Source organism: Lysinibacillus sp. NPDC096382, from assembly GCF_044762845.1.
Lineage (GTDB): Bacteria > Bacillota > Bacilli > Bacillales_A > Planococcaceae > Lysinibacillus.
This window is the reverse complement of the sequence record NZ_JBIWFC010000012.1, coordinates 29,337-54,962: the sequence shown is the minus strand read 5'-3', so window position 1 is coordinate 54,962 and position 25,626 is coordinate 29,337. Positions and strand designations below refer to the sequence as shown.

The following is a 25,626-nucleotide window of genomic DNA, read 5'->3' as shown; positions in this document are numbered from 1 at the left end:
AGGATATCACCCCCACTCTATAGCCCATCCGTGACGCAATCCTCAATAAATCGCCCAACCTTCACTAAAGACAATTGCAAAAAAAGCTGTGGTTAAAGTGCATTTACCACTTTAACCACAGCTTTATCTAATCAATTATGCACCGGCATAACTACGTCCGGAGGCTTTAATTCTTTCAGCATGCTGAAAGAGTTTAAATTAAACGTATAATGGATGTTTATCAGTTAATGCTTTTACGCGAGCTTTTGCTTCAGCTTTTACTGCTTCATCTTCCGGATTTTTAAGAACCGTAGCAATAATACCACCTACTTCTTTCATGTCTTCTTCATTGAAGCCACGAGATGTTACTGCCGGTGTACCAATACGGATACCAGAAGTTACGAATGGAGATTCTGTATCGTAAGGAATTGTATTTTTATTTGTTGTAATGCCTACTTCATCAAGTACGTGCTCTGCTACTTTTCCTGTTAGACCAAGAGATTTCACATTAAGAAGTAACAAGTGGTTATCTGTACCACCAGATACAATTTCAACACCTTCTGCAATTAATACTTCTGCTAAAGCTTTTGCATTCGCTTTAATTTGTTTTGCATACTCTTTGAATTCTGGTTGTAATGCTTCACCGAATGCTACAGCTTTTGCTGCGATTACGTGCATTAATGGTCCACCTTGGATACCTGGGAATACAGATTTATTAAGCTTTTGTTCCCATTCTTTCGAAGCAAGGATTAAACCACCACGTGGGCCACGTAATGTTTTATGTGTTGTAGATGTTACAAAATCAGCGTATGGCACTGGTGATTGGTGCTCACCAGCAGCTACAAGACCAGCGATATGTGCCATATCCACCATGAAATATGCTCCTACTTCATCAGCGATTTCACGGAATTTAGCAAAATCGATTTCTCGTGGGTACGCAGATGCACCTGCAACAATTAGTTTTGGCTTATGTTCTAACGCTTTTTGGCGTACATCTTCATAATCGATTACTTGAGTATCTTTTGTTACGCCATATTCAACGAAGTTATATAGAATACCTGAGAAGTTTACAGGAGATCCATGTGTTAAGTGACCGCCATGAGAAAGATTCATCCCAAGTACAGTATCACCCGGTTCTAAAATCGTGTGGTATACAGCCATGTTTGCTTGTGCACCAGAGTGTGGTTGTACGTTTGCATACTCTGCTCCAAAGATTTCTTTCACACGATCACGTGCGATATCTTCCACAACATCTACGTGTTCACAGCCGCCATAGTAGCGTTTACCTGGATAACCTTCAGCATATTTATTTGTTAGAACAGAACCTTGTGCTTCCATTACTGCTTCAGATACAAAGTTTTCTGATGCGATTAACTCAATATTTGCTTGTTGACGTTTTTTTTCCGCAAGAATTCCGTCTAATACTGCTTTGTCTTGTACTGCTAATTTTTCGTATGCCATGTTTGAAAAAGCCTCCTAAGTATAATCGTTCTTTGTATACCACTGATTTCAGAGGTAATTTTATTTATATACTGCACGCTCTCCGCCAATCAGCTTTGGACGTGTTGTTGCAATTGTCACAACCGCTTCTCCTACCATTCGCACAGAAGTACGAACTGGAACAGCTACTGCCTTTAAATGCATACCTATGAGCGTTTGACCAATGTCAATACCTGCATTTGCTTGCACAGCTTCCACAACAACTGGATTTGTAAATTGCGTAAACGCATAAGCAGACATCGAGCCACCTGCTGTACGAACTGGTACAACTGTTACTCGTTCATAACCAAATTGGTCTGCCGTTGTTGCTTCCATTGTAATAGCACGATTAATATGCTCACATCCTTGGAACGCTAGATGTAGTTGATGTTTCTTTGCAAATGCCTGCAACGGCTCAAAAATCGCCTCTCCAATTTCAAGCGCGCCTGCTGTGCCAATTTTCTGACCAATCACTTCAGATGTCGAGCAGCCTACAACAAAAATAGTATTTGGTCGTAGGGTTACCTGCTCTTCAAATTCACTGAGTAACTGAGTCAAATGTGTTCGTATTTGTTGAACAACCACTATGCTCAGCCCCTTTATTTCTAGATTTATTTATGTCACATAGCTAAAAATACTCAAATTTCTTTGATGACACTTTTTAGCTTAGGACATATGTTAAACAAACTTAATTGCTTTTCTTACTGCTCAAGCTCTGCGATTTTTTCAATGCGGCGCGTATGACGGCCACCTTCAAAATCTGTTTCAAGCCATACTTTAGCGATTTCACGTGCAAGGCCTGGCCCAATAACACGCTCACCCATTGCTAAAATGTTGGAATCATTGTGGCAACGCGTTGCTTTTGCGCTAAATAAATCATGCACTAAAGCACAACGAATCCCCTTAATTTTATTTGCAGCAATGGACATACCAATGCCTGTACCACAAATTAAAATACCTTTATCAAATTCCCCGCTAGCAACACCTTCAGTAACTGGTTTTGCATAATCAGGATAGTCTACTGAATCCGCAGATTGTGGACCAAAATCTTCGTAGCTAATATGTAGCTCATCTAACAGCTGCATAATCTCACGACGTAAGTTATTGCCTCCGTGATCAGAAGAAATTGCTATTCTCACTGGGTTCCCTCATTTCGAAATTATAGTCAACACTAGTGTACCACTTCTATCTCAAGAATAACATGATTTTTCTTGCATTTTTATGCTGATTTCCCCTAAAAGACGAACATTTCTTGTAATCACACATTAAAACATTCACTTTTAAAGTTATTTTCCTGTGGATAATGTGAATATCATGTTGATAAATTCGGATAACGGTCTTTTGTCGTAATATTCTATCTTCTAAAGTTTTTTTACCTTTGCAATTGCAGTGGACATGCTATATCAATATTTTTTCCATGCATTGCCAGTAGTTAACACTATAGAGGGATTCTATGCAAAATGCGAGTGTGGCGTAATAGATGAGAAGCTTTTTTAGTTTGATGTACTATCCGTCGCTTCGCCTGTTCTTTCCGTCGTTGCTGCTCTTCTTTCAGTCACTTTACGGGCTATCCTTCACTTTGCCTCTTCTATCTGCCACTATCATCTATGCGGGCATCAAATACAAACCTTCATACAACATATAAAAAAACTGTAGTAAACTCGAACTTCACTCGAGTTTATCTACAGTCTAAATTCTTCACATTTATGCTTGTCTATCAAATTGTTGAATCATTTTATGCAGCTCTTCAGATTGTTTCTTTAAACCTTCTGCTAGTTTTTCTACTTGCTCAATTGCGTATGCTTGTTCTTCTGCTGCACTGCGAACTTCTTGTGCACCCGCTGATGTTTCTTGAGCAATGGCTGCAACTTCTTGAGATTGACGAGCAGTTGTTTCAATATTATGCATTTGCTGCTCAATAAGTGTAGAAATTTCTACAATCGCTGTCGCCATTTCGTGTACACTTGAAGACATCCCTTCTACTGCTGTCGTTGTTTCTGATACACGTGCAGCTTCTTTTGTCGCAAATGTCACCTGTTGATTCATTTGTTTTACAACAATTTCAACGTTTTGTTGCATGGATTGAATAAGGGAAGTAATGCCCTGTACCGCTTTCGCACTTTCATCCGCTAAACTACGAACTTCTTCAGCTACAACGGCAAAACCTTTCCCATGTTCTCCAGCACGCGCTGCTTCTATCGAAGCGTTTAAAGCTAGTAAATTTGTTTGTGCTGCAATATCGCCAACTAAGCTAATGATGCGCTCTACCTGTCCGGCATTTTCCTCTAATAGACGAATGCTTTCTAATGCCTCAGTATTGCCAGCCGCGATTTGCTGAATACTATTCACTAATGTTTCGATCGCTTTTGTTGTTGTCGTTAAATTATGTAAAATCTCTTTAGATTGCGTTGCCGATGCCTCTGCTCTACTATTAACTTCTGTCGCGAGAGCTCGTACATCTTCAATAGCTTCAGCTGTATCTTGGACTGCCGTTGCAGATGTCTCTGCACCAGAAGAAATATGCTTTACTGTAGAAGCAATATTCTCTGCTTTTTTTGTTGCAACAGCTGCTTCATCCGAAAGTTGGATAATGGATTGATTGGTTTGCTGGAAGTTATTATCTATACTTTCCACCATTCCTCTTAAATTCAACACCATTTGTTGGAATGCCTCTGCAACAGAGCGAATCTCATCACTTGTTTTCGGCATTTCTACATCTTGACCAATTTTCCCTTCTGCTACACGGGAAGCTGAATTTTCCAGTTTTTGTAAAGGTTTAATTAAGATCACACTGAAAATTCCAGCCAAAATGCATGACCATGCAATCCCCGACAGATAAGTAAAAATTTCAAACAGTTTACGATCAATTCCTGGGAAGAAGGTAGGTTGTAAATATTCGATAAATATAAAACTAATACTGTACGTGATCAGTGCAAGAATACCGACAAATAATACTAGTTTAAGTCGTAAGCCAAACTGTTTTTTCATAGAGACCCTCAATTCTCTTCAATTTTTTTTACTAATCGTTCTACCAATTCCGTTAATTCTACAAATGTTTCTTTATATATTTCTTTACTACCACCGTAAGGATCGACAACATTTCCTTCGTTACCTTCGCTTGTATACTCTTTTAAAGTAAAAACTTTTTGTTCTGCATTTGGATAATTAGCAATAATTGTAGCTTTGTGAGCTGTTGTCATTGTTAAAATTAAATCAGCCCACTCCATTTCAGTTATTGATAATTGCGTTGCTAAATGCTGATGCGTCATATTTGCTTCATATAATACTTGTTGTGCATGCGCAGACATTTCCGCATTTGGCATGGCATAAATGCCCGCTGAACGGACCTCAACATTGTCAGTTTGTTTATGTTTTAAAATAACTTCTGCCATGGGACTGCGACAAGTATTTCCTGTGCAAACAAATAGTATTTTCATACTTATCACCCTCCATTGTTTTCTCTATTGCCGGATGGCTAGTACACTCATAATGATAAAAAAAATCCCTGTAATGATTTGGAATTTATCGCCAAGTAAGACCTGACTTCTTCGTGCAATGACTAATGACCCATAAGAGCAAATAAGCGCACTTACACCTGCACTTATAATAAATACTGATTTCTCTAAGTGTAGCATACCAAAAGAAATACTTACTGAAAAGGTATCTAGGCTTGCAGTCACAGCTAAAAGTATTGGTGAAATAGTAACCTTTTCATCTTTTCGCGTAAATAATAGTAAATGTAAGCCCATGCAAAATAATAAAATACTTGAAATCCATTGTCCCCACTCTAAGAAGAAATGCACTAAAAAGTGTCCTAATTCGAAACCTAATAACGGGAACAGCATATGCAAAGCAGCTGTCCAAACTGATAAAAAAAATCGATATCTAACATTTGGTATTAATACATATAAACCAATCACATCTACAGACGTTAATATACCTGCAAGAATCCCCTGCAAGAAAGCACTCCTTCGCTCTCTAATATTTTATCATTTTATGCTCGAAAATACAGTATTATCATAATACATTTTCCTTACGACTAAGTGTTAAAAGTCACTCCAACAATGAACAATACCTTCATTTATAGTAAAAACTTGCTACGTTTTCAACAGCTATAGATCAAGTATAAAAGTCTAAGCAGCTTTTTATCCCGCATTAACGGGCAGTAATTGATCTGTACTAAAAAGCGAAGCATCAGTACATACAGAGAGATTTACTGCCCGTAAAAGCCCGATTGGTGAAGACTAATAATCAGTGGGATGATGTTAAAGTTTCACGTTATCTTGAATACAAAAATAGCATGCCAGAAGTTACTTCTAGCATACTATTTTTATAGGTATTTTATTAACGAGTATACCATTTTCCTCCGGCTGCTTTCTCAAGACGATTCATAATTGCAGCGCCTACCCCTTCAGTCGATGTAGTAGTCGCCAGGATAATTGTAGCTGTTGTTTTATCGCAAGCTCTTAGCGCATGATACAATGTCGCACCCATTTCTTCTTTACTACCGGCCTCTCCTACTGAGAAATAAAAATCAGCCTTGCTGTCAGCAAAGCTAGCTGGTGCAAGTAGCGCTACCTTATGCCCTTGTTTTTGTAATTGATATACAGCCCCATGGACTTTCTCTAAATCACAGTCAATTAATAGCACAGGGGCGTTAGGTGCATAGTGTGTATATTTCATACCAGGGGCTTTTGGAGTAGCCTCTAATTTTTGCTCTATTTTTGAAGGTTGCAGTACTTGACCAATCTTAGCCTCTAACATTTCCTTTGTAATTCCGCCTGGACGCAAAATTACTGGAGGTTCGTGTGTAACATCTAACACTGTGGATTCGAGTCCAATCCCAGTAGAGCCTCCATCTAAAATATAAGGTATGTACCCTCCCAAATCATCCTGAACATGTATTGCTTCTGTAGGACTTGGCTTTCCACTACGATTAGCACTCGGCGCAGCAAGTGGCTTTTTTAATTGTTGAAGTAAGGCAAGTGCAACCGGATGATCCGGCATACGAATGCCTACAGTCGATAGACCAGCTGTCACACTGTCCGCCAGCACATTTGGCTTAACGGGCATTACAAGTGTCAGTGGACCCGGCCAAAATAGATCCATGCATTTTTTGGCTACTTCAGAAATATGCTCAATATAAAGTTCAACTTCCTCTTTCGTGCCAATGTGGACAATTAGCGGATTGTCAGAAGGACGACCTTTTGCTTCAAATATCTTTTTTACTGCCGTGTCATTTGTTGCAACAGCTCCTAGGCCATAAACCGTTTCTGTTGGAAATGCCACGACCTCACCTGCATTTAAGATATCCACAGCTTGTGTATAATTTGTCTGACTATTCACATTACTGTCCACAATCTTGCAAACGGTTTCCATCATTAAAACCTTCCTTCAATTATTCGTTTTTACTGAATTATCCACATAATGTTTATAACTTATTAAAAATTGTGCATAAGTTGTCTGAATTTGTGAACAATTCATTCAAAAAAACCTTTAATCCATTCCCATATAAAAAATGTAACGTGTTCCTTCTCTTCTTTTACTTCTTCTTTCGCTTCTTCTTTCGCAGGCTCACAAATTGATGGGAATACGCTACACCACCAGTTATCACCACGTGCATCACCGATTTTCACAACAATCGAATGATACAAATTTTGTGGATAAAGTACAGCGTCCTTTCTCTTTGGTGGAAATAAGTTATCCCCAAGTACAACTTGTGTATCCATCTGTGGATAATTTTCTTTTATTTCTGCTTCAATTTCTTGTTTTAATAAAAGTATTTGCTCGTTATCCACAGTTTTAGCTCCAGCACTAGCTACTACTTGCGTAAAATAGGGCTTTAAATTTTTGACAAGCTCCTCTTTTTCAAGCTGATCCTGATTCGTATTGCTATTGGCAATAACGCGTATACGAAAATCATGTTCTTGCTCATGATAGATAGACGCTTTTGCGAAACCTACTAATGTTGGAATATATAAAACACATAATTGTAAAGCAATCGCAATAAATACTAATCTTGCAAAAGCTAGAATGATATTTCGTTTAGGTAATCTAATAATCTTGTATTCGTTTAGCATAAAAATCCCTCCTTGCTCAACATTGTTGGCAAGAAGTAGATACTTTATACATAAATTTCACAAAAAATCATTCGAGGCTTACCATTTATATCTTTTTCTATCGAAATTGTCGCCTGCGGAAAACTATTTTTAAAGAATTGAGCCACCTGCTCCCCTTGTGTATAACCGATTTCAAGACCAATGAGCGCAGGTTTATTCATAAGGGGCGGAAGCTGCTCAGCCAACTTTCTATATAAAATAAGTCCGTCTTCTTCTGCAAAAAGAGCACTATGCGGTTCATGCTCTAGCACGGTACTCGACATCTCTTTCGCCTCATCAAAAGCAATATACGGTGGATTCGATAACACGATATCAAATTTCTCACCTGCCAGAGGCTTCGCTAAATCCCCTAGTCGAAAATCAATATCCGCCGCTAATCTTTGAGCATTTCTTTGTGCTGTAGTTAAAGCAGCTTCGGATAAATCAGTGGCAACGACTGTTAGCTCTGGACATTCTAGCTTCATAGAAATAGCAATTGCACCACTACCAGTTCCGATGTCTGCAAGCTTCACTGCTTGATCATTAAACATTTTGTTCATATGATTAATTGTTCCAAGCACTAATTCCTCGGTCTCAGGTCTAGGAATAAGTACTGACTCATCGACAATAAATGAACGGCCATAAAATTCTTCACTACCGAGGCAATACTGTACAGGTCTTCCACTCGCATGCTCTTTGATGAGTTCTTTAAATTTTTCTTTTTGTTCAGCCGTTAATTCATCTTGAAGGTGTAACATTACTTCTGAATAGCTAGTGCCAAGTATATGCTGCATGACAATACGTGCTGCCGTTTCCTCACGATCATTATCCACTAAAAAAGAAGAAGCCCATTGAAGGGCCTCCATTACACTATTATAGGTCATCATTTAATCGCTCTAACTTTGATGCTTGCTCCTCTAAAATGAGCGCATCAATAATTTCGCCTAGTCTACCTTCGACGATTTGATCTAGTTTTTGAATCGTTAAACCAATACGGTGGTCTGTTACACGGTTTTGTGGATAATTGTATGTGCGAATACGCTCAGAGCGATCGCCTGAACCTACAGCTGATTTACGTGTGGCATCGATTTCCTTTTGTGCTTCTTGCAAATACATATCAGCAACACGAGCACGCAGAATTTTCATTGCCTTTTCACGGTTTTTAATTTGTGATCGTTCATCCTGCATCGAAACAACAACACCTGTCGGTAAGTGAGTCATACGAACAGCTGACATCGTAGTATTTACCGATTGACCACCGGCACCAGAAGATGCAAATGTATCAACTCGGATATCTTTTTCATGGATTTCAACATCCACTTCTTCGACCTCTGGTAAGCAAGCTACTGTCGCTGTCGATGTATGAATACGCCCTTGAGATTCTGTCGCAGGTACACGTTGTACACGGTGCGCACCATTTTCAAATTTAAATTTTGAATATGCACCTTGACCGTTAATCATAAAAATAACTTCTTTATAGCCGCCCATTGCGTTTGGCGTCGCTTCCATTATGTCAATTTTCCAGCCTTGTGTCTCTGCGTAACGAGAGTACATACGGAACAAATCTCCAGCGAAAATATTCGCCTCGTCTCCACCAGCTGCTCCGCGAATCTCCATAATAACGTTTTTATTATCATTAGGATCTTTTGGAATCAATAAGATGCGTAAACGTTCTTCTAACTCTTCTTGCTGTTCTTTTAGTAGGTTGAATTCTTCTTTCACCATCTCGTGCATATCAGGATCTTTTTCACTATCTAGCATTTCACGTGTTTCAACTAATTGCTCTTTTACACTTTTATATTCACGATAAGCATCAACAGTTTCCTGGATATCTGATTGTTCTTTGGAATATTCACGTAATTTTTTACTATCATTCACAATATCGGGATCACTTAAAAGTTCTGTTAGCCTTTCATAACGATCCTCCACTGCTTGTAATCGATCGAACATGGATTTCACCTCTATTAAGTTTTTATGAAGTTTGCTCTTTTGTATTTGCAGAGAAACTTTAAATTTGAATTACGCTAAGCGCGTAAGAATATTTTTGAACATTTTTCATTTCCACTACTTAGTATAAGGAAATTTCCGCATGTATGCTACTTTTTATTAGTTCTATCAACTGAATCAGTTTGCATTATAGCGGCGGATGCACGTGACATTTTCGACAAACCGGATAGTAGGAATCATTTCCTCCAATTTGAATTTGATCACCTGTATAAACAGGCTTTCCACTTTCATCAACACGCAAATTCATTGTCGCTTTTTTATGACAGAACCAGCAAATCGTTTTCATTTCCTCAATTTTATCTGCATATGTAAGCATGTACTGACTGCCTTCAAATAGCTCATTTTGGAAATCATTTTTTAGACCGAAGCCCATGACTGGAATATCTAACTCATCCACGATATTTGCCAACTGTAAAACATGTTCTTTTTTTAGGAATTGTACTTCATCAACAAGTACACAATATGGTTTTACAGTATTATTTTTTACTAGTTCAAAAATATTTGTATCATCATTAACAGGAATGGCTTGTTGACGTAAGCCTACTCGACTTGAGATAAAACCTACTTCATCTCGCGTATCTAAGCCTGATGTAAACATCATTACAGGTTTTTGTTGTTCTTCATAGTTATGTGCAACTTTTAAAATTTCTATGGATTTACCACTATTCATTGCACCATGTTTAAAATATAGCTGTGCCATTTTGTCTTCTCCCTTTCTTCATGTCGATCTAGATACTGAAAAGACTCGCATTAGGCATTTAACTTCTTTCAGCTACAGCAGTCTCCCACCTCTATAGCTGGTGAGATGAATGCGGATTTAAGCTACTTTTCAGCTGTATCCAAACACCCACTGAAAGAAGTTAAGCCTCCGGCGGATGTCACGGAATCGGAAAGGAGTTCTTAGAGGATGTTCGCCTAAAATCATCGCATCCATGCGATAACGGCTAACTGACCTGCATCGTGCCGCAGACGCTACGCTTTCGCGCAAAAAACATTTGCAGGCCTAAGCACAAAGCCGATTCCGGACGCAATTATACCGAGGCATAATTGATTATACTGAAAAAAATACCTGCCAAGCACATGCTTGGCAGGTATTAAACTAACATTAGTTTTTAAGACCGTATTTTTTGTTGAAACGATCCACGCGACCATCAGCAGACGCGAATTTTTGACGGCCAGTATAGAATGGGTGACAGTCGTTGCAGAACTCGACAACGATGTTTTCTTTTACTGAACCAGTTTTGAAAGTATTACCACAAGAGCAAGTTACTGTTGCTTCTTTGTAATCTGGATGAATTCCTTGTTTCATATTCGTTTTCTCCTCTCGCCCTGAACCATCTGGAACAGAGTATTATCGAACTGTACCTTACATAGCCCGAATATGTCGGCTACATATGTACACGTTGCATACTTTGCAATATTACCATATGAAATATACATTTGACAATAGTATTGTGTGTATTAACAATTAGTTATTTATAACAAATATCTAAACACTTCTCCTATTAAAGAGTCCATCATAAATGAAAAAACAACCGAAAATAAAACCGTAAAATCTATCAATATTTTTAGATTTATTATTTAACAACTTAATCATGACAAACATAGGGATAATACCAATAGCAAATGCGGTCCAATATATATCATCATATTTACGGAAATGATCTCACATTTTGTGAAACTTAGACTTTCAGAAAATAGTTTTACCGTTATAAGTTTAGCAAGATATGTTGTCCATTTTAAGACGAAAAGATATATATTTTTTTATGTTCATAATTAGTGGAATCTTCTTTATGGCTCGATTGCAACTTTACCACTGTATGTGCAAAACAATACTTCCTCACGATTTTGCTCCACGTTATTGTGATAAATCCATTTTTAGATGAATACTTTGAAGATTTATCGGAATAACTTCCGTTTTTAGACTCCTCTATCACCCCTAGAAAAGCGCATCACCCACACGGTGTGGTAAAAAAATCACCATCAACTATTGCTAGTCGATGGTGACTCATGTTTAGAGTAGGCTTTAGATTTTTATTAAACTTCCCTTCAAAAAAATTAATAGTTAACCACGCACTTCACGATAGTCATTATCCACTAATCCTATTTTTTTATTTCGTTCTTTGAATCGAATATTATGGGAAGACACGTACGCCACTTTTGGTGCATCCGGCTCTAAATAAAGCTTTGCGCTATTCAATGCTAGAATACCATCCGTAAATGCACCTGCTATTAATCTTACCTTTGAAGGATGATCTACAAAATCTCCTGCACCATAAACACCTTCTATATTTGTTTCACGCTTTTCATTGACAATAGCTACTCCTTCTTGAATATTTAAGCCCCATTCTTCAAGTGCGCCATAATCACATTTTAAGCCGTGATTAACGATGACTACATCCACTTCTAATTGTTCTATTTCGTCCGTTTCTTTATTTGCGATTGACACTGACTGTATTAAATCACCATCACCATGCAATTGCACCACTTCATAAGGCGTTTTTATAGATATAGAGGATTCGCGCATTTTTATAACATTTTTTTCATGACCACCAAATTCATCACGTCGGTGAACAATTGTTACACTAGCAGCAATTGGCTCTAGCTCATTTGCCCAATCTACAGCGGAATTACCACCACCAGAAATTAAAACATGCTTATTACGGAAAATTTCTAACTCCTGTACTGTGTAATATAAATTTGTCACCTCATAGCGATCTACTCCTTCCAGCTCGAGCTTTTGCATCGAAAGTACACCGTATCCAACTGCTAAAATGACCGTTTTCGAATAGTGTTTTTCACCTGTTGAGGACGTTAAAATAAATGTACCATCACTCTGCTTTTCTAACTTTTCAACTTTTTGATTTAATACTATCGTTGGATCAAATGTTTTTGCCTGTTCAACTAGTTGCTCAATTAGCTGTCTACCTAATATTGGTGTTACAGCCCCAACATCCCAAATCATCTTTTCTGGATAAATTAACATTCGACCACCAAGCTGAGAGCTATATTCTATAATTTTCGTCTTTAAATCGCGCATCCCACTATAAAAAGATGTATAAAGACCTGCGGGTCCCCCACCAACAATCGTTACATCATACATTTCTATCGTCATATTCGTCATTCCTCATTTCATCTTTAGTACGAACAAAACCATTTATTTTTCACTCTTTTTCTTTTCTAACAGCCAATTTGTCACTTCTTCTACTTGTGCAAGTACAGCAATCGGGTCAAACGGCCAAAATCTTTTAGCATCTAAATAAAATACATTATTATTTTTCACTGCATCCATTGACTTCCACAGAGAATCTTCTTTGTTTAACTCGGCACCATTTGATTCATCTATGAAAATATAATCTCCCGCATATTCAGGTAATACTTCATAAGAGACTTGCTTGAACGTTTCCCCTGTTTCAATTAACTCCTTTTGAATATTTTGGGGTGCTTTTAGTTGTAATTGCTTATAAATTGCTTGCCCACCACGATAAATACCATCACCGTATAAATAAAAATCTTTGCCATATGCCCCAAAGATAGAAAACGTTTCATTTTGATCTAAAACTTCTGCTAACTTTTCACGATTTTCTGATACTTTCTCTGCAAACATTTTTAGCCAAGCTTCTCCTTCAGCTTGTTTTCCTAAAATTTCAGCTAGCCCCTTTACTTCTTCTTCCACACTACGGTAGGTTTCATAGGGCAAAACAACAGTCGGTGCTATTTTGGATAACTTTTCATACGATTCTGCATCCGCTTCAGCTGTAATAATTAAATCTGGCTTCAAAGCTAAAATTGATTCAATTGCACTTTCCCCTGTATTTTCTATATCATTAATTTGGTCTTGAATGTGGACATTTTCTAAATCACGTTGTGTCGCACCTACTGGCTTTACTCCTAATAGTAATGAAGTTGGCAAATATGCATCCACTACAAGTCGCTCAACTTTTGTAGGAATTTCAATTTCTCCATTAATAGTGGATATCTTTTTCGTCGTTGCTTCTGTCGCTGCTTTAGTATCACTGTTCACTTTTTTATCTTCTGGTGTCTCGTCATTATTACTACATCCCACAAGCATAAGTACTAAAATAATTAAAAATATAGTTCGTTTTTTCATCATTCTACTCCTTATTTGATAATAATTTTCATTCTCAATAAAAAAAGATTGCAGTACTCCCTTTTATTCCTTTAATCGTGCTAATAAATATAAGAAATATGGTGCCCCTAAAACTGCTACAACAATCCCAGCTGGAATTTCTGATGGCTCTAAGATTAAGCGACCAATTGTATCAGCCATTAAAACTAATAAGCCCCCTAAAAGTGCGGCGGCTGGCAATAAAAGTTGATGTTTAGCCCCAACGAGCTGACGTGCCAAATGTGGAGCAATTAACCCTACAAATCCAATCCCCCCACTTACTGACACACTTGCTCCAGCTAATCCTACAGATGCTGCAAGAAGCCAACGACGCTCCCTTTCAATAGAAGCTCCCAAACCGACTGCTGTTATTTCTCCTAAATTTAAAACATTCAATACGCGGGATTTTGAATACACAAATGGTAGTAAAATTAGTAACCATGGCAATAAAGATAATACGAATCTCCAATTTGATCCCCAAATACTCCCCGCAAGCCACGTTGCAACGAATTGGTAATTTTCAGGTGATAAACGTAGCGTCAGCACAATCATCGCTGAGCTAATACCCGCTGCTATTGCAATCCCTGTTAATATTAAGCGCATTGGGGTAATCCCTTCATGACGTCGATAAGAAAGTATATAAATTAAAACAGCTGTTATCCCTGATCCTACAAATGCTAACACTGGCAGTAAGAATACAGGTGCTACTTTAGTCGAAGGAAAAAATGAAATATAAAGCATAACGGCAAGTCCAGCTCCTGCATTTATACCCAAAATGCCTGGGTCAGCTAGAGCATTTTTAGAAATGCCTTGTAAAACAGCCCCTGAAACTGCTAAGCCCATCCCCACTAAAACAGCGATAACAATACGAGGTAGCCTAAATTCAAATAAAATAAGTTGCTGTTGGGCATCGCCCTGACCAAAAAGTGTTCGAATAACCTCCATTGGTGTTAGCTTTATAACCCCTGTATTCATACTAATGACAAATGTGATGACTATTAGTAAAACTAGCGTACCCAGAATTAAGAAGTTTTTCTTTTTAGCTTTTTGTTGAGTTACCGTTAAAAAACTATTACTCATAGTTCTTTTCCTCCTTTACGGGCTATATATAGGAAGAATGGAACTCCAATAAAGGCAATAAGCGCCCCAATTGGTGTTTCGTAAGGTGGATTGACCATCCGTGCAACAAGATCGGCCAGCACAACAAGTAATGCTCCATATATTAGTGAACATGAAATAATCCAACGATAATCGTGTCCAACTATGTATCTCATAAAATGCGGAATTATTAACCCAACAAACCCGACTGCCCCTACGACTGATACTGCCGCTCCTGCCAATACTAAAACAATCACCATTCCCCATATTTTTACTACGTTAGTACGTTGCCCAAGTCCTACGGCAATTTCTTCACCTAAACTAAGTAATGTTATGGAGCGTGATAAAATTAGTGCTCCAATCATTGCCGCCAGTATCCATGGCGATAATATTTGAAGATGATACCATTTTGTACCTGATACACCTCCTGCATACCAGAAGGCTAAGTCTTGTCCAATACGATAATAAAGGGCAACGCCTTCCCCTAGAGCACCTAATAGAGCACTTACAGCAGCACCTGCCAACACTAATCGCATTGGCGTTAGACCACCTTTTGACAGCGAACCTACGCCATAAACAATCGCAACACCTAAGCCCGCTCCAACAAATGACCATAAAACTATATACATGTACGATAAATTAGGGAAAAAAGCAAAGCAGATTGCTAACATAAACGCGGCCCCAGAATTTAGCCCTAATAATCCAGAGTCAGCCAATGGATTGCGTGTCATGCCTTGCATAATCGCACCTGCGACCGCAAAGCATCCACCTACTAATCCAGCGCCTAACACTCGTGGTAATCGAATATCATGTATAATTTGATGTGTTGTTAAATCCGGTGAAAAATGAGTAATAGCTATCCATACAGTACTCAATGATATATCTGCTGCACCAAATGAAATAGACAAACCGATTGCAAATATTAACCCTATCACTCCAACAATTAAAGCTACTACACCACGGACTGGATGAGATCGCTGCTGTAATTCCTCTAAATCTCTAAGCCCTCCTACTCCTGTCGACGTAGTCATATACTTCCTCCTTAATCCTTACGATTTCAATTTCCTATTTAATGCTATTCTTTCATGTCGTACAGTTGGTAAGATAAGCAGATTGGATTTTTACTATATGGGCAGATTGCCATTTCTGCATCAATATTGAACACCTTTTGTAAGTTTTCCTTTGTCATCACTTCATTTGGCTGACCATTCACAATTAATTGTCCATCTCTCATAGCAATCATAAAGTGAGAAAAACGAGAAGCATGGTTCAAATCGTGTAATACCATCACAATAGTTCGTCTTTCCTCTATATTTAACTTTTGTAACAACAATAAAATATCAAGCTGATGTGCTAAATCTAAATAAGTTGTAGGTTCATCAAGTACTAGAATATCTGTTCCTTGAGCTAATGCCATGGCAATCCATACTCGTTGACGTTGCCCACCTGATAGTGCCTCTAAAGGACGGTCACTAAACTCTCTAAGGCCAGTAACATCAATAGCCCAATGAATATACTCATAATCTTCCTTCTGCAATGTACCAAACCCTGCTTGATGGGGAAAACGGCCGTAGGATACTAGTTCAAAAACTGTTAAACCTCCCGGGGCTGTTGCTGTTTGAGGCAAAATTGCCATTCTTTTCGCCACTTCTTTTGTCTTTAATTGATGAATTGCTTTTCCATCTAAGTAAACTGCTCCGTCTTGGGTCCGTAGTACACGCGCAACAGCCTTTAATAAGGTAGATTTGCCACAGCCGTTTGGACCAATAATCGTTGATATTTGTCCTTTTGGAATTTCCACACTTAAATCATGTACAATGAGCGTCGAGGAGTAACCAATAGCCACACGATCTATCTCAAGAACTGACATATAAAACTTCCTTCCCTTTTTGAATTGATAAATTACTGCTTAAATTTGTAAACCGAATTGCGCTGTATACAAGCCATAGTAAGCATTCTTTCTTTCCATTAATTGCTCATGAGTACCTTCTTCAATAACGCCTTTCTTCGATACAACGACAATTCGATCGGCGTCTTTTATCGTTGCTAAACGATGTGCAATTACTAATGTTGTACGCCCCACCGCAAGCTCGTTTAATGCTTGTTGAATTGCCTGTTCGGTTTCTGTATCTAATGCAGATGTAGCTTCATCCAAAATTAATATTTTGGGGTTTTTCAAGAAGATACGTGCAATCGATAATCTTTGCTTCTGTCCACCCGATAATTTCACGCCACGTTCACCAATTAATGTATCCATGCCATCAGGAAGAGCTTTAATGACATCTGTAAGTTGCGCTCGCTGTGCAGCATCCCAAATATCTTGCTCATTTGCGTTTAAATCCCCATAAGCGATGTTTTCTCGAATTGTGCCATCAAATAAAAAGACATCCTGTTGAACAATTCCTATATGTGAACGTAACGACTGTAGCTTAAAATCTCGTATATCAACACTATCAATACTAATTGATCCTTCATTTACTTCATAAAAACGTGGTAGTAAACTGCAGATAGTAGATTTCCCTGCACCAGATGGACCTACTAGCGCAACTGTTTCACCAGGACGTACCTTTAAATTAATATGATGTAAGGCCCGATTATTTTCAGAGTAACCGAACGATACTTTATTAAAAATAATTTCCCCATCAATTTCATCGATATCTTTTGCCTCTGAACGATCTGCAATTTCAGGCGCTGTTTCTAAAAATTCAATGTACCGTCTAAACCCTGCCATCCCTTTCGGATAGCTTTCAATAAACATATTAATTTTATTAATTGGTTTTAAAAGAATACTTGATAATAAAATAAATGCGATAAATTCACCATTTGTTAAATGACCCTTTAAAACGAAATATGCCCCAACAAATAGTGTAAATAATGATAAAACCCTTGTGAGAATGCCTGAAATTGCTTCATTCCAAGCCATTACTTTATAGGAAAAGAGTTTTGTCATTCGAAATCTTTCATTGTTTACTTTAAAACGTTTTATCTCATGTTCTTCATTCGTAAATGCTTGTACGACACGAATGCCACTTACATTGTTTTCAACACGTGCATTAAAATCTGCGATATCTCCAAACATTTGACGGAATGCTTTAGACATTAACTTTCCAAAAATAATCGTTAAAATTAAGATAATCGGTACAAGTAGAAAAATAAGTATTGTAAAGGTTGGATCAATGTAGAACATAACACCGAATGTACCCACAATTGTCATCACAGCAATGAACATATCCTCGGGACCATGGTGTGCAAGCTCTCCAATATCCATTAAATCGTTCGTTAATCGTGAGACAAGATGACCTGTTTTATTATTATCAAAATATCGAAATGATAATTTTTGGATGTGACTGAAAGCTTCCTTTCGCATGTCTGTTTCGATATTAATGCCAAGCATATGTCCCCAATAGGAAACGATAAAATCTAAAATTGAATTGAATATGTAAAGCATTAGGAGCAATATGCTAGCCATAATTATCCATTTCATTTCACCGTCAGGGAGAATATCATCAATGACCTTATTTAAGACGAGTGGAAAAGCTAGTTCAATAAGGGCTACTAATATGGCACAGGAAAAATCTAAAATAAATAATCCTTTATAGGGCTTGTAATATGAAAAGAAACGCTGTAATAACATTGAGAGACCTCCTATTATTAATATCATTCATAGTTCTCTAGTAAATAAGCTACCTGATCATACACAGGTAGCTCACGTTTTTGTAATCTTTATTATTGTTGTTGAGCTTTTGTAAACTCTACTATTTTGTCAGCCATATCTTCAGCTTGGCGTAATCCAGAGAGTGGATCAGATGCGAAATAATATTCTGGTTCTAATTTGATTGTTTTATTATTTTTTACAACATCTAAATTTGTCCAAGTGGGAGGGAATTTCTCCTCTTTATTAAAGAAATTTATAACAAAAACATAATCCCCAACATAGTCTCCTACCACTTCATAGGAAATTTCATAACGCCCACCTGTAGATTCTTTTGTATCAAAAAGCTCCTGTACCTTTTCCTGAGGCTTCATATTAAGGATTTGATAAAGTGCTCTACCACCTGACACACTTGAATTCCCTACAACCGTTGCATTTTTTTCGAATACGTCATAAATAGTAAAAGTTGCTCCTTCTGGGATAACGTTATATATTTTTTCCTGTGCTTGCGCTATACGTTTCTCAAAATCTTGAACAAATGCGCTAGCTTCGTCCTGACGACCTAAATATTCTCCCATCGCTTTAATTTCCTTGGTAGCCGATTTATGCTCTGTTTCCGAAAATACAATAGTTGGTGCAATCTTTTCATATTTTTCTACATCTTCTTTATTCCATGTAATGATTAAATCTGGCTTTAATTCTAAGATTTTTTCTAATGACGCACTCCCATCTGTACCAATGTCGGCAATTTCCCCTTCCTTATAATACGATTTTAAAAATGCTGCATAGTCTAAATTAGCTGTCACTGCTCCTACTGGGACAACATCCAACGCTAAAATTTGTCCAAGATACCAGTCTGTCACTACCCGTTCTGCTTTTACTGGAATCTCTACTTGTCGTCCACTATCATCTGTCACAGTTCTAGTTTTTACTTCTTCTGAATTAGGCTCATTCTCATTATGTTCAACAGATTGTTTTGTATCTTCTCCACATGCTGCAAGTAAAACGAACAAACTTAGCAAAAATGGTATCTTTACATGCCTACTTATTTTTTTCATCATTATGTTATTTTCCTCATTTTCAAATTGTTTTGCTTGCGCGAGCTGATTCTTATTGTATTGAAAATGATTCTCATTTGTAATAGCAATTTCGGACATGCTAGATGTATATTTCAGCCTAAAATTACTTGGCGCCATATTTGTTGCTTTCTTAAAAGCTCGACTAAAATAGTTTTCATCTTCAAATCCAAGTGAAATAGCAATTTCTTTTATGCCATAATGATTGGCTATTAAATAATGCTTGGCCTTTTCTATTCTTAGCTCCTGTAAGTAAATTTGTGGACCAACTTCATAGCGAGCTTTAAAAATGCGTAATAAATGACGTGTACTAATGTTCAGTAAATCGGCAAGAGCTTGGATGGATAAAGGTTCATGAATGTGTTGCTCTATATACAGACGTGCTACTTCTACCTTATCAATGTCATGTGGTTTCCCCTGTCCCTCTGCTAATTCTTGAAAAATGCGATAGATGAATTCATAAAACGATACTTTCACCGATAAATGCTCTTGAATAGAACCTGACTGCCATTTGCTGTACATATCTTGCAGAATTGTATGTATGGCTATTGGGTTTGCTGGTACACAAGAGAAATTTGTTTGGAATGGCTGATATTGCATCTGTAAGTGTTGCATAAATGCGTCTTTGTATAGCACATCCCCTTTATAGGAAATGAGGAAGTAGCTAATGCTATTTGGTGCTGTAATATGGAGAGATTGGGACTTTCCAATGTGGAAAATACTAAAATGCTGAACATGATAAGGTTGCTCATCAATGATAATTTTTGCATCTCCTGCTGTCATAACAAGAAATGTGCTATTTTTTAAAACCTTTGCCATTCGTACAGCGGTATTACTGACATAATCAATTTGCTTCAATTGGATAAATGCATTTTGCCATAGAAGCATATACGCATCATAATTCATCTCTGTCTCCTTAAAAATAAGATTTATGCTACCATTATATTGATAATGATAATGATTATCAATATCATTTTGTGAGATGAAAAATATACGACTAGTCAAGCGAGCCTATATTTATCTGAACAATTTCAGCATTTATCTGAACATTATCTTGTTTTAGCTGAACAATCTCAGTTTATATGTAACGCTATGCCCTTTTTAATCAAAAAAATCACCATCGACTATTGCTAGTCAACGGTGATTCATGTTTTATAGTAAGCCTTTACCTTTAGTAGCTTTTTTCATATCTTCATTTAACTTTTCAAAGAATTCTTCATTTGAATTTGTCGTACGTAATTTTTTCATGAAGCGCTCCGCGAAATCAGATGCGTCCGAGAATGTTTTACGAATTGCCCATAGCTTTTCAAGTTGCTCAGGCTCAAGCAGAAGCTCTTCCTTACGTGTACCTGAACGGCGGATATCAAGCGCAGGGAAAATACGACGCTCTGCTAATTGGCGATCAAGATGAAGCTCTAAATTACCTGTTCCTTTAAATTCCTCATAAATGACCTCATCCATACGAGATCCAGTATCCACTAAAGCTGTCGCTAAAATTGTTAAGCTACCGCCTTCTTCAATATTACGTGCAGAACCGAAGAATCGTTTTGGTCTATGGAATGCAGCAGGATCAATACCGCCTGAAAGCGTACGACCGCTCGGAGGAATAACTAAGTTATACGCTCGTGCTAAACGTGTAATAGAGTCCATTAAAATAATAACATCACGCTTATGCTCAACTAAGCGGCGTGCACGTTCTAATACAATTTCTGCAACTTTCACATGATTTTCTGGAACCTCATCGAAAGTCGAGCTCACTACATCTGCATTCACAGAACGTTCGATATCAGTTACTTCCTCAGGGCGTTCGTCAATAAGTAAGACAATTAACTCTGCATCCGGATAATTTGTTGTAATAGCATTCGCGATTTCTTTTAATAATGAAGTTTTCCCTGCCTTTGGTGGTGCAACAATCAATCCACGTTGCCCAAAGCCTACAGGTGCCACTAAATCCATAATACGAGTCGATAAATTACGTTGTGTTGTTTCAAGCTTAATTTGACGATCAGGATATAAAGGCGTTAATGCTGGAAAATGCACACGTTCCTTTGCTACTTCTGGGTCTTCGCCGTTAACAGCATCCACCTGTAGTAGTCCATAATAGCGTTCGTTTTCTTTAGGTGGACGTACTTTACCAGATACCTTGTCCCCATTTCGTAAGTCAAAGCGACGAATCTGAGACGCAGAAATATAAATATCCTCTTTACTTGGTGAATAGTTAATTGGTCGAAGGAAGCCAAAGCCCTCTTGCGAAACAATTTCTAGTACACCTTCCATAAAGAAATAACCCTCTTGCTCTGAACGTGTTTTCAAAATAGCAAATATTAATTCTTTTTTCGTTAGCTTGCTATAATATGAAATTTTGTATTGGCGTGCAAGGGCGTAAAGCTCTTTTAACGTCATGTTTTCTAATTGAGCGATTGTCAATGTAGACATATGCACAACTCCAGTCTTTTTCAAAATATAATTGCTGTTTTTGGGGTTAACAAAGAAGTTTTTTTTACGATAGGCTCTGTAGTCTATTCGTACCTATCAGCTTGAAGCAGAGCGATAGGTATTTGAATTAACTATGCAAAACAATGAAGCATAATATAGCCTTATAAAACTATGGGATGGTTGAAAATTTAGAAGAAGGTACCTAGCGCAAAAAGATGCACTAGGTATATTTTAGAAGAAATTTTTATTAATAGCTAGGTTTTTTATCAAGAGCGTGTCGACCTTCTACAAAACGCACAGTTCCAGATTTCGCTCGCATAACAACTGAATGTGTTAATGCATAAGCTCCTTTATACTGCACACCTTTTAAAAGCTCACAATCTGTTACAGCAGTCGCTGCAAAAATAGCATCGTCACCTTTAACTAGGTCATCTAAATAAAGAACTTTATCTACATCTACACCCATTTTTTTGCAACGTTCTAACTGTTCTTCATCTTCTGGGACTAGCTTCGCTTGGAAGTCTCCACCTAGACATTTTAATGCAACAGCTGAAATTACACCCTCTGGTGCACCACCTGTACCAAACATAATATCAATGCCAGTTTCATCAAAAGCAGTATTAATAGCTGCTCCAACGTCGCCGTCTTGAATAAATTTAATACGTGCCCCAGCTTCTCGGATTTCATCAACAATTGCTTGGTGACGTGGTCGATCTAAAAGTGTAGCTACTACATCTGAAATATCTTTATTTTTAGCTTTTGCTACCTGTAATAAATTATACGTAACAGAAGCGTTAATATCTACCTTACCTGCTGCTTCCGGTCCTACTGCAATTTTCTCCATGTACATATCAGGTGCGTTTAACAGATTACCTTTATCTGCAATAGCAAGAACTGTCATTGCACCATTTGTACCCTTCGCTACAATATTTGTACCTTCTAATGGGTCAACGGCGATATCTACTTGAGGACCTCCATTACGTAGGCCAAGCTCTTCACCAATATAAAGCATTGGTGCTTCATCCATTTCGCCTTCACCAATCACTACTGTAGCATGCATTGGAATTGTATCGAACATCACGCGCATCGCTGTCGTCGCTGCATCATCTGCCTCAATTTTCAAACCACGACCCATCCATTTCCCGGATGCGATTGCTGCTGCCTCTGTTACTCGTACTACTTCCATCGATAAACTACGTTCCATTGTTTTATTTGCCTCCCGTTATCGGCATATTTCTTCACCGAAACATTCAAATTACCCCTATTGTAACATAGTTAGTTCAAAACTTTTAGCTCTCATTATTCCTTTGCCTCTGCTACACGGGCCATTATTGTTTCACGTCGAATATCAGCGCCTAAATCACGTAATTTCTCAATAAGTGAGCTATAACCACGTTCAATATGATAGATATCATGAATTTCCGTTTCGCCTTCAGCTAAAAGGCCTGCTAATACTAATGCGGCACCAGCACGAAGATCTGTAGCTGTTACAGTTGAACCATGTAATTTGCTAGGACCTGTAATAATAGCTGTGTTTCCTTCAACGCGTGCATTGGAATTCATACGACGAAGTTCATCAATATGCTTAAATCGAGCTGTATAGATTGTATCTGTTATCTTTGAGGAACCAAATGCTTGAGACATTAAAACAGAAAGTGGTTGCTGAATATCAGTTGGGAATCCAGGATACACTAAAGTTTTCACATCAACGGCGTGCAATGTAGAGAGATCCGTTTTTGGCACAAAAATACTTTCTTCACCGATTTCAATTTTTACACCCATTTCACGAAGCTTTGCAATAATAGCCTCTAAATGCAATGGGATAACATTATCAATTGTAATGCCCTCACCTAAAGCGGCAGCCATAATCATAAATGTAGCAGCTTCAATACGATCTGGAATAATCGTATGCTCCGTACCATGAAGTTCCTCTACGCCTTCAATACGGATAACACTTGTACCTGCACCTTTAATATTAGCTCCCATGTTAGTGAGAAGAGTAGCTACATCAATAATTTCCGGTTCTTTTGCTGCATTTTCAATAACCGTACGTCCCTTTGCAAGGACTGCAGCTAACATAATATTAATTGTTGCGCCAACACTGGCAACGTCTAAATATATTTTTGCGCCAATTAATTCATCAGCACGTAAATAAATTGCTCCATGCTCATTAGTGATTTTCGCACCTAATGCCTCAAAGCCTTTTATATGTTGGTCAATAGGACGTGGCCCTAAGAAACAGCCTCCTGGTAAACCAATCACAGCTTTTTTAAAGCGGCCAAGCATTGCTCCCATTAAGTAATAGGAGGCACGAAGCTTTTTCACGTTGCCGTTTGGTAATGGCAAAGCAATCATTTCCGTCGGATCAATGGTCATTATGCCATCCTCAAATGAAACCTCTCCACCGATTTCCTCTAATAATGCCTTTAACGTCCATGCATCAGAAATTTCTGGTATCCCTCCAATTGTCACTGGAGAGTTCGCCAAAATTGATGCTGGAATTAAGGCGACTGCACTATTTTTTGCACCACTAACTTTTATTGTACCCTTTAGACGATTTTCGCCTGTAATTTTATAAACATCCATTTCGCGTTCTCCCTCATGATTGGAAAGTAATTTTTTCTGCAATTGGCTCACTATATAATCTTATTATTTGCCTTTTCTCTTATTCCAATCCGTTAAAAATCCTTCAATTCCTTTTTCCGTTAATGGATGATGGAAAAGTTGCTTTAATACTTTAAAAGGAGTAGTTGCAATATGTGCACCAGCAAGTGCTGCCGCTGTTACATGCTGCGGATGACGAATAGATGCAGCGATAATTTGCGTATCGATATTATGAATTGTGAAAATATCTGCAATCGTTTCAATTAGTTCTACACCGTTTTGACCTATATCATCTAGACGACCGATAAATGGTGATACATATGTAGCACCCGCACGAGCAGCCATTAATGCTTGGTTGGCACTGAAGATTAATGTTACGTTCGTTTTAATACCTTTGTCTGCAAAGAAACGACATGCCTCTAATCCAGCTGGAGTCATTGGCAATTTAACTGTAATATTCGGAGCAATTGCTGCCAATTCTAAGCCTTCTTTAATCATACCTTCCGCATCTAGAGCAATTACTTCCCCACTCACTGAGCCATCTACAAGCTCTGTGATTTCACGAAGTCGATCATGGAAAGAAACGTTCTCTTCTTTAGCAACTAACGATGGGTTTGTCGTAACACCTGATAAAATACCCCATGCGTGTGCTTCTTTAATCTCTTCAAAGTTTGCTGTATCAATGAAAAATTTCATTATATTCCCTCCTGATCATTGTTTGGCTTATTGCCATAACGTAGAGTTGATTTCCGTTCCACCTGGGCGCTTTCCTATGGCCGTTCAGTTGGATTGAAAATCAACTACTATACATTACATTCGTTTTCACACAAATGCCATCCCCAACTTTTGGTGATGAACCTTATATTTACTTCTTTCAACGAGTAAACACCCGCTGAAATAAAGGAACTCAGCCTTAGAACGCCACGTCCTGTGGCAATTTATCTGTGCGAAAGCGTAGCGTTAGCACTACGCTTTCGCGCAATAAATATTTGTTGGCCTAAAGCCTCCGGCGAATTCACGGAATTTATGCCGAGGCATATTTGATATTATTTTCGCCAAAAATTTATC

General features: G+C 37.9%; 23 protein-coding genes. All 23 read right to left on the bottom strand.

Features of this window, described 5'->3' with window-relative positions; translation table 11 throughout:
* Positions 1-198: 198 nt before the first annotated feature.
* Positions 199-1,440 (bottom strand): serine hydroxymethyltransferase, encoded by a 1,242-nt coding sequence (glyA, locus tag ACIQZA_RS16555; protein ID WP_142509189.1) that lies wholly within the window; start codon positions 1,438-1,440, stop codon positions 199-201.
* Between the two features lie 60 nt (positions 1,441-1,500).
* The gene (locus tag ACIQZA_RS16550; protein ID WP_400936002.1) at positions 1,501-2,043 is read right to left on the bottom strand and encodes a TIGR01440 family protein; all 543 of its coding nucleotides are present in this window, start codon (positions 2,041-2,043) and stop codon (positions 1,501-1,503) included.
* Between the two features lie 116 nt (positions 2,044-2,159).
* Positions 2,160-2,597, bottom strand: coding sequence for a ribose 5-phosphate isomerase B (gene rpiB, locus ACIQZA_RS16545; protein WP_132360346.1), 438 nt, complete (start codon positions 2,595-2,597; stop codon positions 2,160-2,162).
* 565 nt (positions 2,598-3,162) lie between these two features.
* Entirely contained in the window at positions 3,163-4,446 is a 1,284-nt protein-coding gene (locus tag ACIQZA_RS16540) for a methyl-accepting chemotaxis protein (protein ID WP_400936000.1), read from the bottom strand.
* 8 nt (positions 4,447-4,454) lie between these two features.
* Entirely contained in the window at positions 4,455-4,895 is a 441-nt protein-coding gene (locus ACIQZA_RS16535) for a low molecular weight protein arginine phosphatase (RefSeq protein ID WP_400935998.1), read from the bottom strand.
* A 24-nt stretch (positions 4,896-4,919) separates the two neighbouring features.
* A complete protein-coding gene (locus ACIQZA_RS16530) occupies positions 4,920-5,417 on the bottom strand; it encodes a manganese efflux pump MntP (protein WP_323654267.1) in 498 nt (165 codons plus the stop codon).
* A 385-nt stretch (positions 5,418-5,802) separates the two neighbouring features.
* Entirely contained in the window at positions 5,803-6,837 is a 1,035-nt protein-coding gene (locus ACIQZA_RS16525) for an L-threonylcarbamoyladenylate synthase (RefSeq protein ID WP_400936190.1), read from the bottom strand.
* A gap of 101 nt (positions 6,838-6,938) precedes the next feature.
* Positions 6,939-7,538, bottom strand: a complete 600-nt coding sequence (locus ACIQZA_RS16520; RefSeq protein WP_402882917.1) for a stage II sporulation protein R — start codon at positions 7,536-7,538, stop codon at positions 6,939-6,941.
* Positions 7,539-7,582: 44 nt separating this feature from the next.
* Positions 7,583-8,443 carry a peptide chain release factor N(5)-glutamine methyltransferase gene (prmC, locus tag ACIQZA_RS16515; RefSeq protein WP_402882920.1) on the bottom strand — a complete coding sequence of 287 codons (861 nt, stop codon included), beginning with the start codon at positions 8,441-8,443 and terminating at the stop codon, positions 7,583-7,585.
* A complete protein-coding gene (prfA, locus tag ACIQZA_RS16510) occupies positions 8,430-9,506 on the bottom strand; it encodes a peptide chain release factor 1 (RefSeq protein ID WP_142509196.1) in 1,077 nt (358 codons plus the stop codon). Before prfA ends, prmC begins: the two co-directional genes overlap by 14 nt.
* 184 nt (positions 9,507-9,690) lie before the next feature.
* A complete protein-coding gene (locus ACIQZA_RS16505) occupies positions 9,691-10,263 on the bottom strand; it encodes a thymidine kinase (protein WP_400935990.1) in 573 nt (190 codons plus the stop codon).
* A gap of 405 nt (positions 10,264-10,668) precedes the next feature.
* Positions 10,669-10,872, bottom strand: a complete 204-nt coding sequence (gene rpmE / locus ACIQZA_RS16500; RefSeq protein ID WP_010857976.1) for a 50S ribosomal protein L31 — start codon at positions 10,870-10,872, stop codon at positions 10,669-10,671.
* Positions 10,873-11,628: 756 nt separating this feature from the next.
* On the bottom strand, positions 11,629-12,678 hold the full coding sequence (locus ACIQZA_RS16495; RefSeq protein ID WP_400935987.1) for an NAD(P)/FAD-dependent oxidoreductase: 1,050 nt from the start codon (positions 12,676-12,678) through the stop codon (positions 11,629-11,631).
* 42 nt (positions 12,679-12,720) lie between these two features.
* Entirely contained in the window at positions 12,721-13,677 is a 957-nt protein-coding gene (locus ACIQZA_RS16490) for an ABC transporter substrate-binding protein (RefSeq protein WP_400935985.1), read from the bottom strand.
* 60 nt (positions 13,678-13,737) lie between these two features.
* Positions 13,738-14,772, bottom strand: coding sequence for a FecCD family ABC transporter permease (locus tag ACIQZA_RS16485; protein WP_400935983.1), 1,035 nt, complete (start codon positions 14,770-14,772; stop codon positions 13,738-13,740).
* A complete protein-coding gene (locus ACIQZA_RS16480) occupies positions 14,769-15,821 on the bottom strand; it encodes a FecCD family ABC transporter permease (protein WP_400935981.1) in 1,053 nt (350 codons plus the stop codon). Before ACIQZA_RS16480 ends, ACIQZA_RS16485 begins: the two co-directional genes overlap by 4 nt.
* A 44-nt stretch (positions 15,822-15,865) precedes the next feature.
* Positions 15,866-16,660: an ABC transporter ATP-binding protein gene (locus ACIQZA_RS16475; protein ID WP_402882925.1), complete on the bottom strand. Its 795-nt coding sequence runs from the start codon at positions 16,658-16,660 to the stop codon at positions 15,866-15,868.
* Between the two features lie 39 nt (positions 16,661-16,699).
* The gene (locus tag ACIQZA_RS16470) at positions 16,700-18,424 is read right to left on the bottom strand and encodes an ABC transporter ATP-binding protein (protein WP_402882927.1); all 1,725 of its coding nucleotides are present in this window, start codon (positions 18,422-18,424) and stop codon (positions 16,700-16,702) included.
* A gap of 92 nt (positions 18,425-18,516) precedes the next feature.
* Positions 18,517-20,424 carry an AraC family transcriptional regulator gene (locus ACIQZA_RS16465; protein WP_402882929.1) on the bottom strand — a complete coding sequence of 636 codons (1,908 nt, stop codon included), beginning with the start codon at positions 20,422-20,424 and terminating at the stop codon, positions 18,517-18,519.
* A gap of 246 nt (positions 20,425-20,670) precedes the next feature.
* Entirely contained in the window at positions 20,671-21,954 is a 1,284-nt protein-coding gene (gene rho, locus ACIQZA_RS16460; protein WP_142509198.1) for a transcription termination factor Rho, read from the bottom strand.
* A gap of 247 nt (positions 21,955-22,201) precedes the next feature.
* Positions 22,202-23,158, bottom strand: a complete 957-nt coding sequence (glpX, locus tag ACIQZA_RS16455) for a class II fructose-bisphosphatase (RefSeq protein WP_100546229.1) — start codon at positions 23,156-23,158, stop codon at positions 22,202-22,204.
* A 95-nt stretch (positions 23,159-23,253) separates the two neighbouring features.
* On the bottom strand, positions 23,254-24,540 hold the full coding sequence (locus tag ACIQZA_RS16450; protein ID WP_142509199.1) for a UDP-N-acetylglucosamine 1-carboxyvinyltransferase: 1,287 nt from the start codon (positions 24,538-24,540) through the stop codon (positions 23,254-23,256).
* A 63-nt stretch (positions 24,541-24,603) separates the two neighbouring features.
* Positions 24,604-25,254 (bottom strand): fructose-6-phosphate aldolase, encoded by a 651-nt coding sequence (gene fsa / locus ACIQZA_RS16445; protein ID WP_142509200.1) that lies wholly within the window; start codon positions 25,252-25,254, stop codon positions 24,604-24,606.
* Between the last annotated feature and the right edge of the window lie 372 nt (positions 25,255-25,626).

Coding starts and splice junctions, on each gene's coding strand:
- prmC (WP_402882920.1), bottom strand. CDS start 8,443: ATGATGACCTATAATAGTGTAATGGAGGCCCTTCAATGGGCTTCTTCT.
- ACIQZA_RS16520 (WP_402882917.1), bottom strand. CDS start 7,538: ATGCTAAACGAATACAAGATTATTAGATTACCTAAACGAAATATCATT.
- prfA (WP_142509196.1), bottom strand. CDS start 9,506: ATGTTCGATCGATTACAAGCAGTGGAGGATCGTTATGAAAGGCTAACA.
- rho (WP_142509198.1), bottom strand. CDS start 21,954: ATGTCTACATTGACAATCGCTCAATTAGAAAACATGACGTTAAAAGAG.
- fsa (WP_142509200.1), bottom strand. CDS start 25,254: ATGAAATTTTTCATTGATACAGCAAACTTTGAAGAGATTAAAGAAGCA.
- ACIQZA_RS16480 (WP_400935981.1), bottom strand. CDS start 15,821: ATGACTACGTCGACAGGAGTAGGAGGGCTTAGAGATTTAGAGGAATTA.
- glyA (WP_142509189.1), bottom strand. CDS start 1,440: ATGGCATACGAAAAATTAGCAGTACAAGACAAAGCAGTATTAGACGGA.
- ACIQZA_RS16495 (WP_400935987.1), bottom strand. CDS start 12,678: ATGACGATAGAAATGTATGATGTAACGATTGTTGGTGGGGGACCCGCA.
- ACIQZA_RS16465 (WP_402882929.1), bottom strand. CDS start 20,424: ATGAATTATGATGCGTATATGCTTCTATGGCAAAATGCATTTATCCAA.
- ACIQZA_RS16475 (WP_402882925.1), bottom strand. CDS start 16,660: ATGTCAGTTCTTGAGATAGATCGTGTGGCTATTGGTTACTCCTCGACG.
- ACIQZA_RS16535 (WP_400935998.1), bottom strand. CDS start 4,895: ATGAAAATACTATTTGTTTGCACAGGAAATACTTGTCGCAGTCCCATG.
- glpX (WP_100546229.1), bottom strand. CDS start 23,158: ATGGAACGTAGTTTATCGATGGAAGTAGTACGAGTAACAGAGGCAGCA.
- ACIQZA_RS16470 (WP_402882927.1), bottom strand. CDS start 18,424: ATGTTATTACAGCGTTTCTTTTCATATTACAAGCCCTATAAAGGATTA.
- ACIQZA_RS16450 (WP_142509199.1), bottom strand. CDS start 24,540: ATGGATGTTTATAAAATTACAGGCGAAAATCGTCTAAAGGGTACAATA.
- ACIQZA_RS16505 (WP_400935990.1), bottom strand. CDS start 10,263: ATGGCACAGCTATATTTTAAACATGGTGCAATGAATAGTGGTAAATCC.
- ACIQZA_RS16490 (WP_400935985.1), bottom strand. CDS start 13,677: ATGATGAAAAAACGAACTATATTTTTAATTATTTTAGTACTTATGCTT.
- ACIQZA_RS16525 (WP_400936190.1), bottom strand. CDS start 6,837: ATGGAAACCGTTTGCAAGATTGTGGACAGTAATGTGAATAGTCAGACA.
- ACIQZA_RS16540 (WP_400936000.1), bottom strand. CDS start 4,446: ATGAAAAAACAGTTTGGCTTACGACTTAAACTAGTATTATTTGTCGGT.
- rpmE (WP_010857976.1), bottom strand. CDS start 10,872: ATGAAACAAGGAATTCATCCAGATTACAAAGAAGCAACAGTAACTTGC.
- ACIQZA_RS16485 (WP_400935983.1), bottom strand. CDS start 14,772: ATGAGTAATAGTTTTTTAACGGTAACTCAACAAAAAGCTAAAAAGAAA.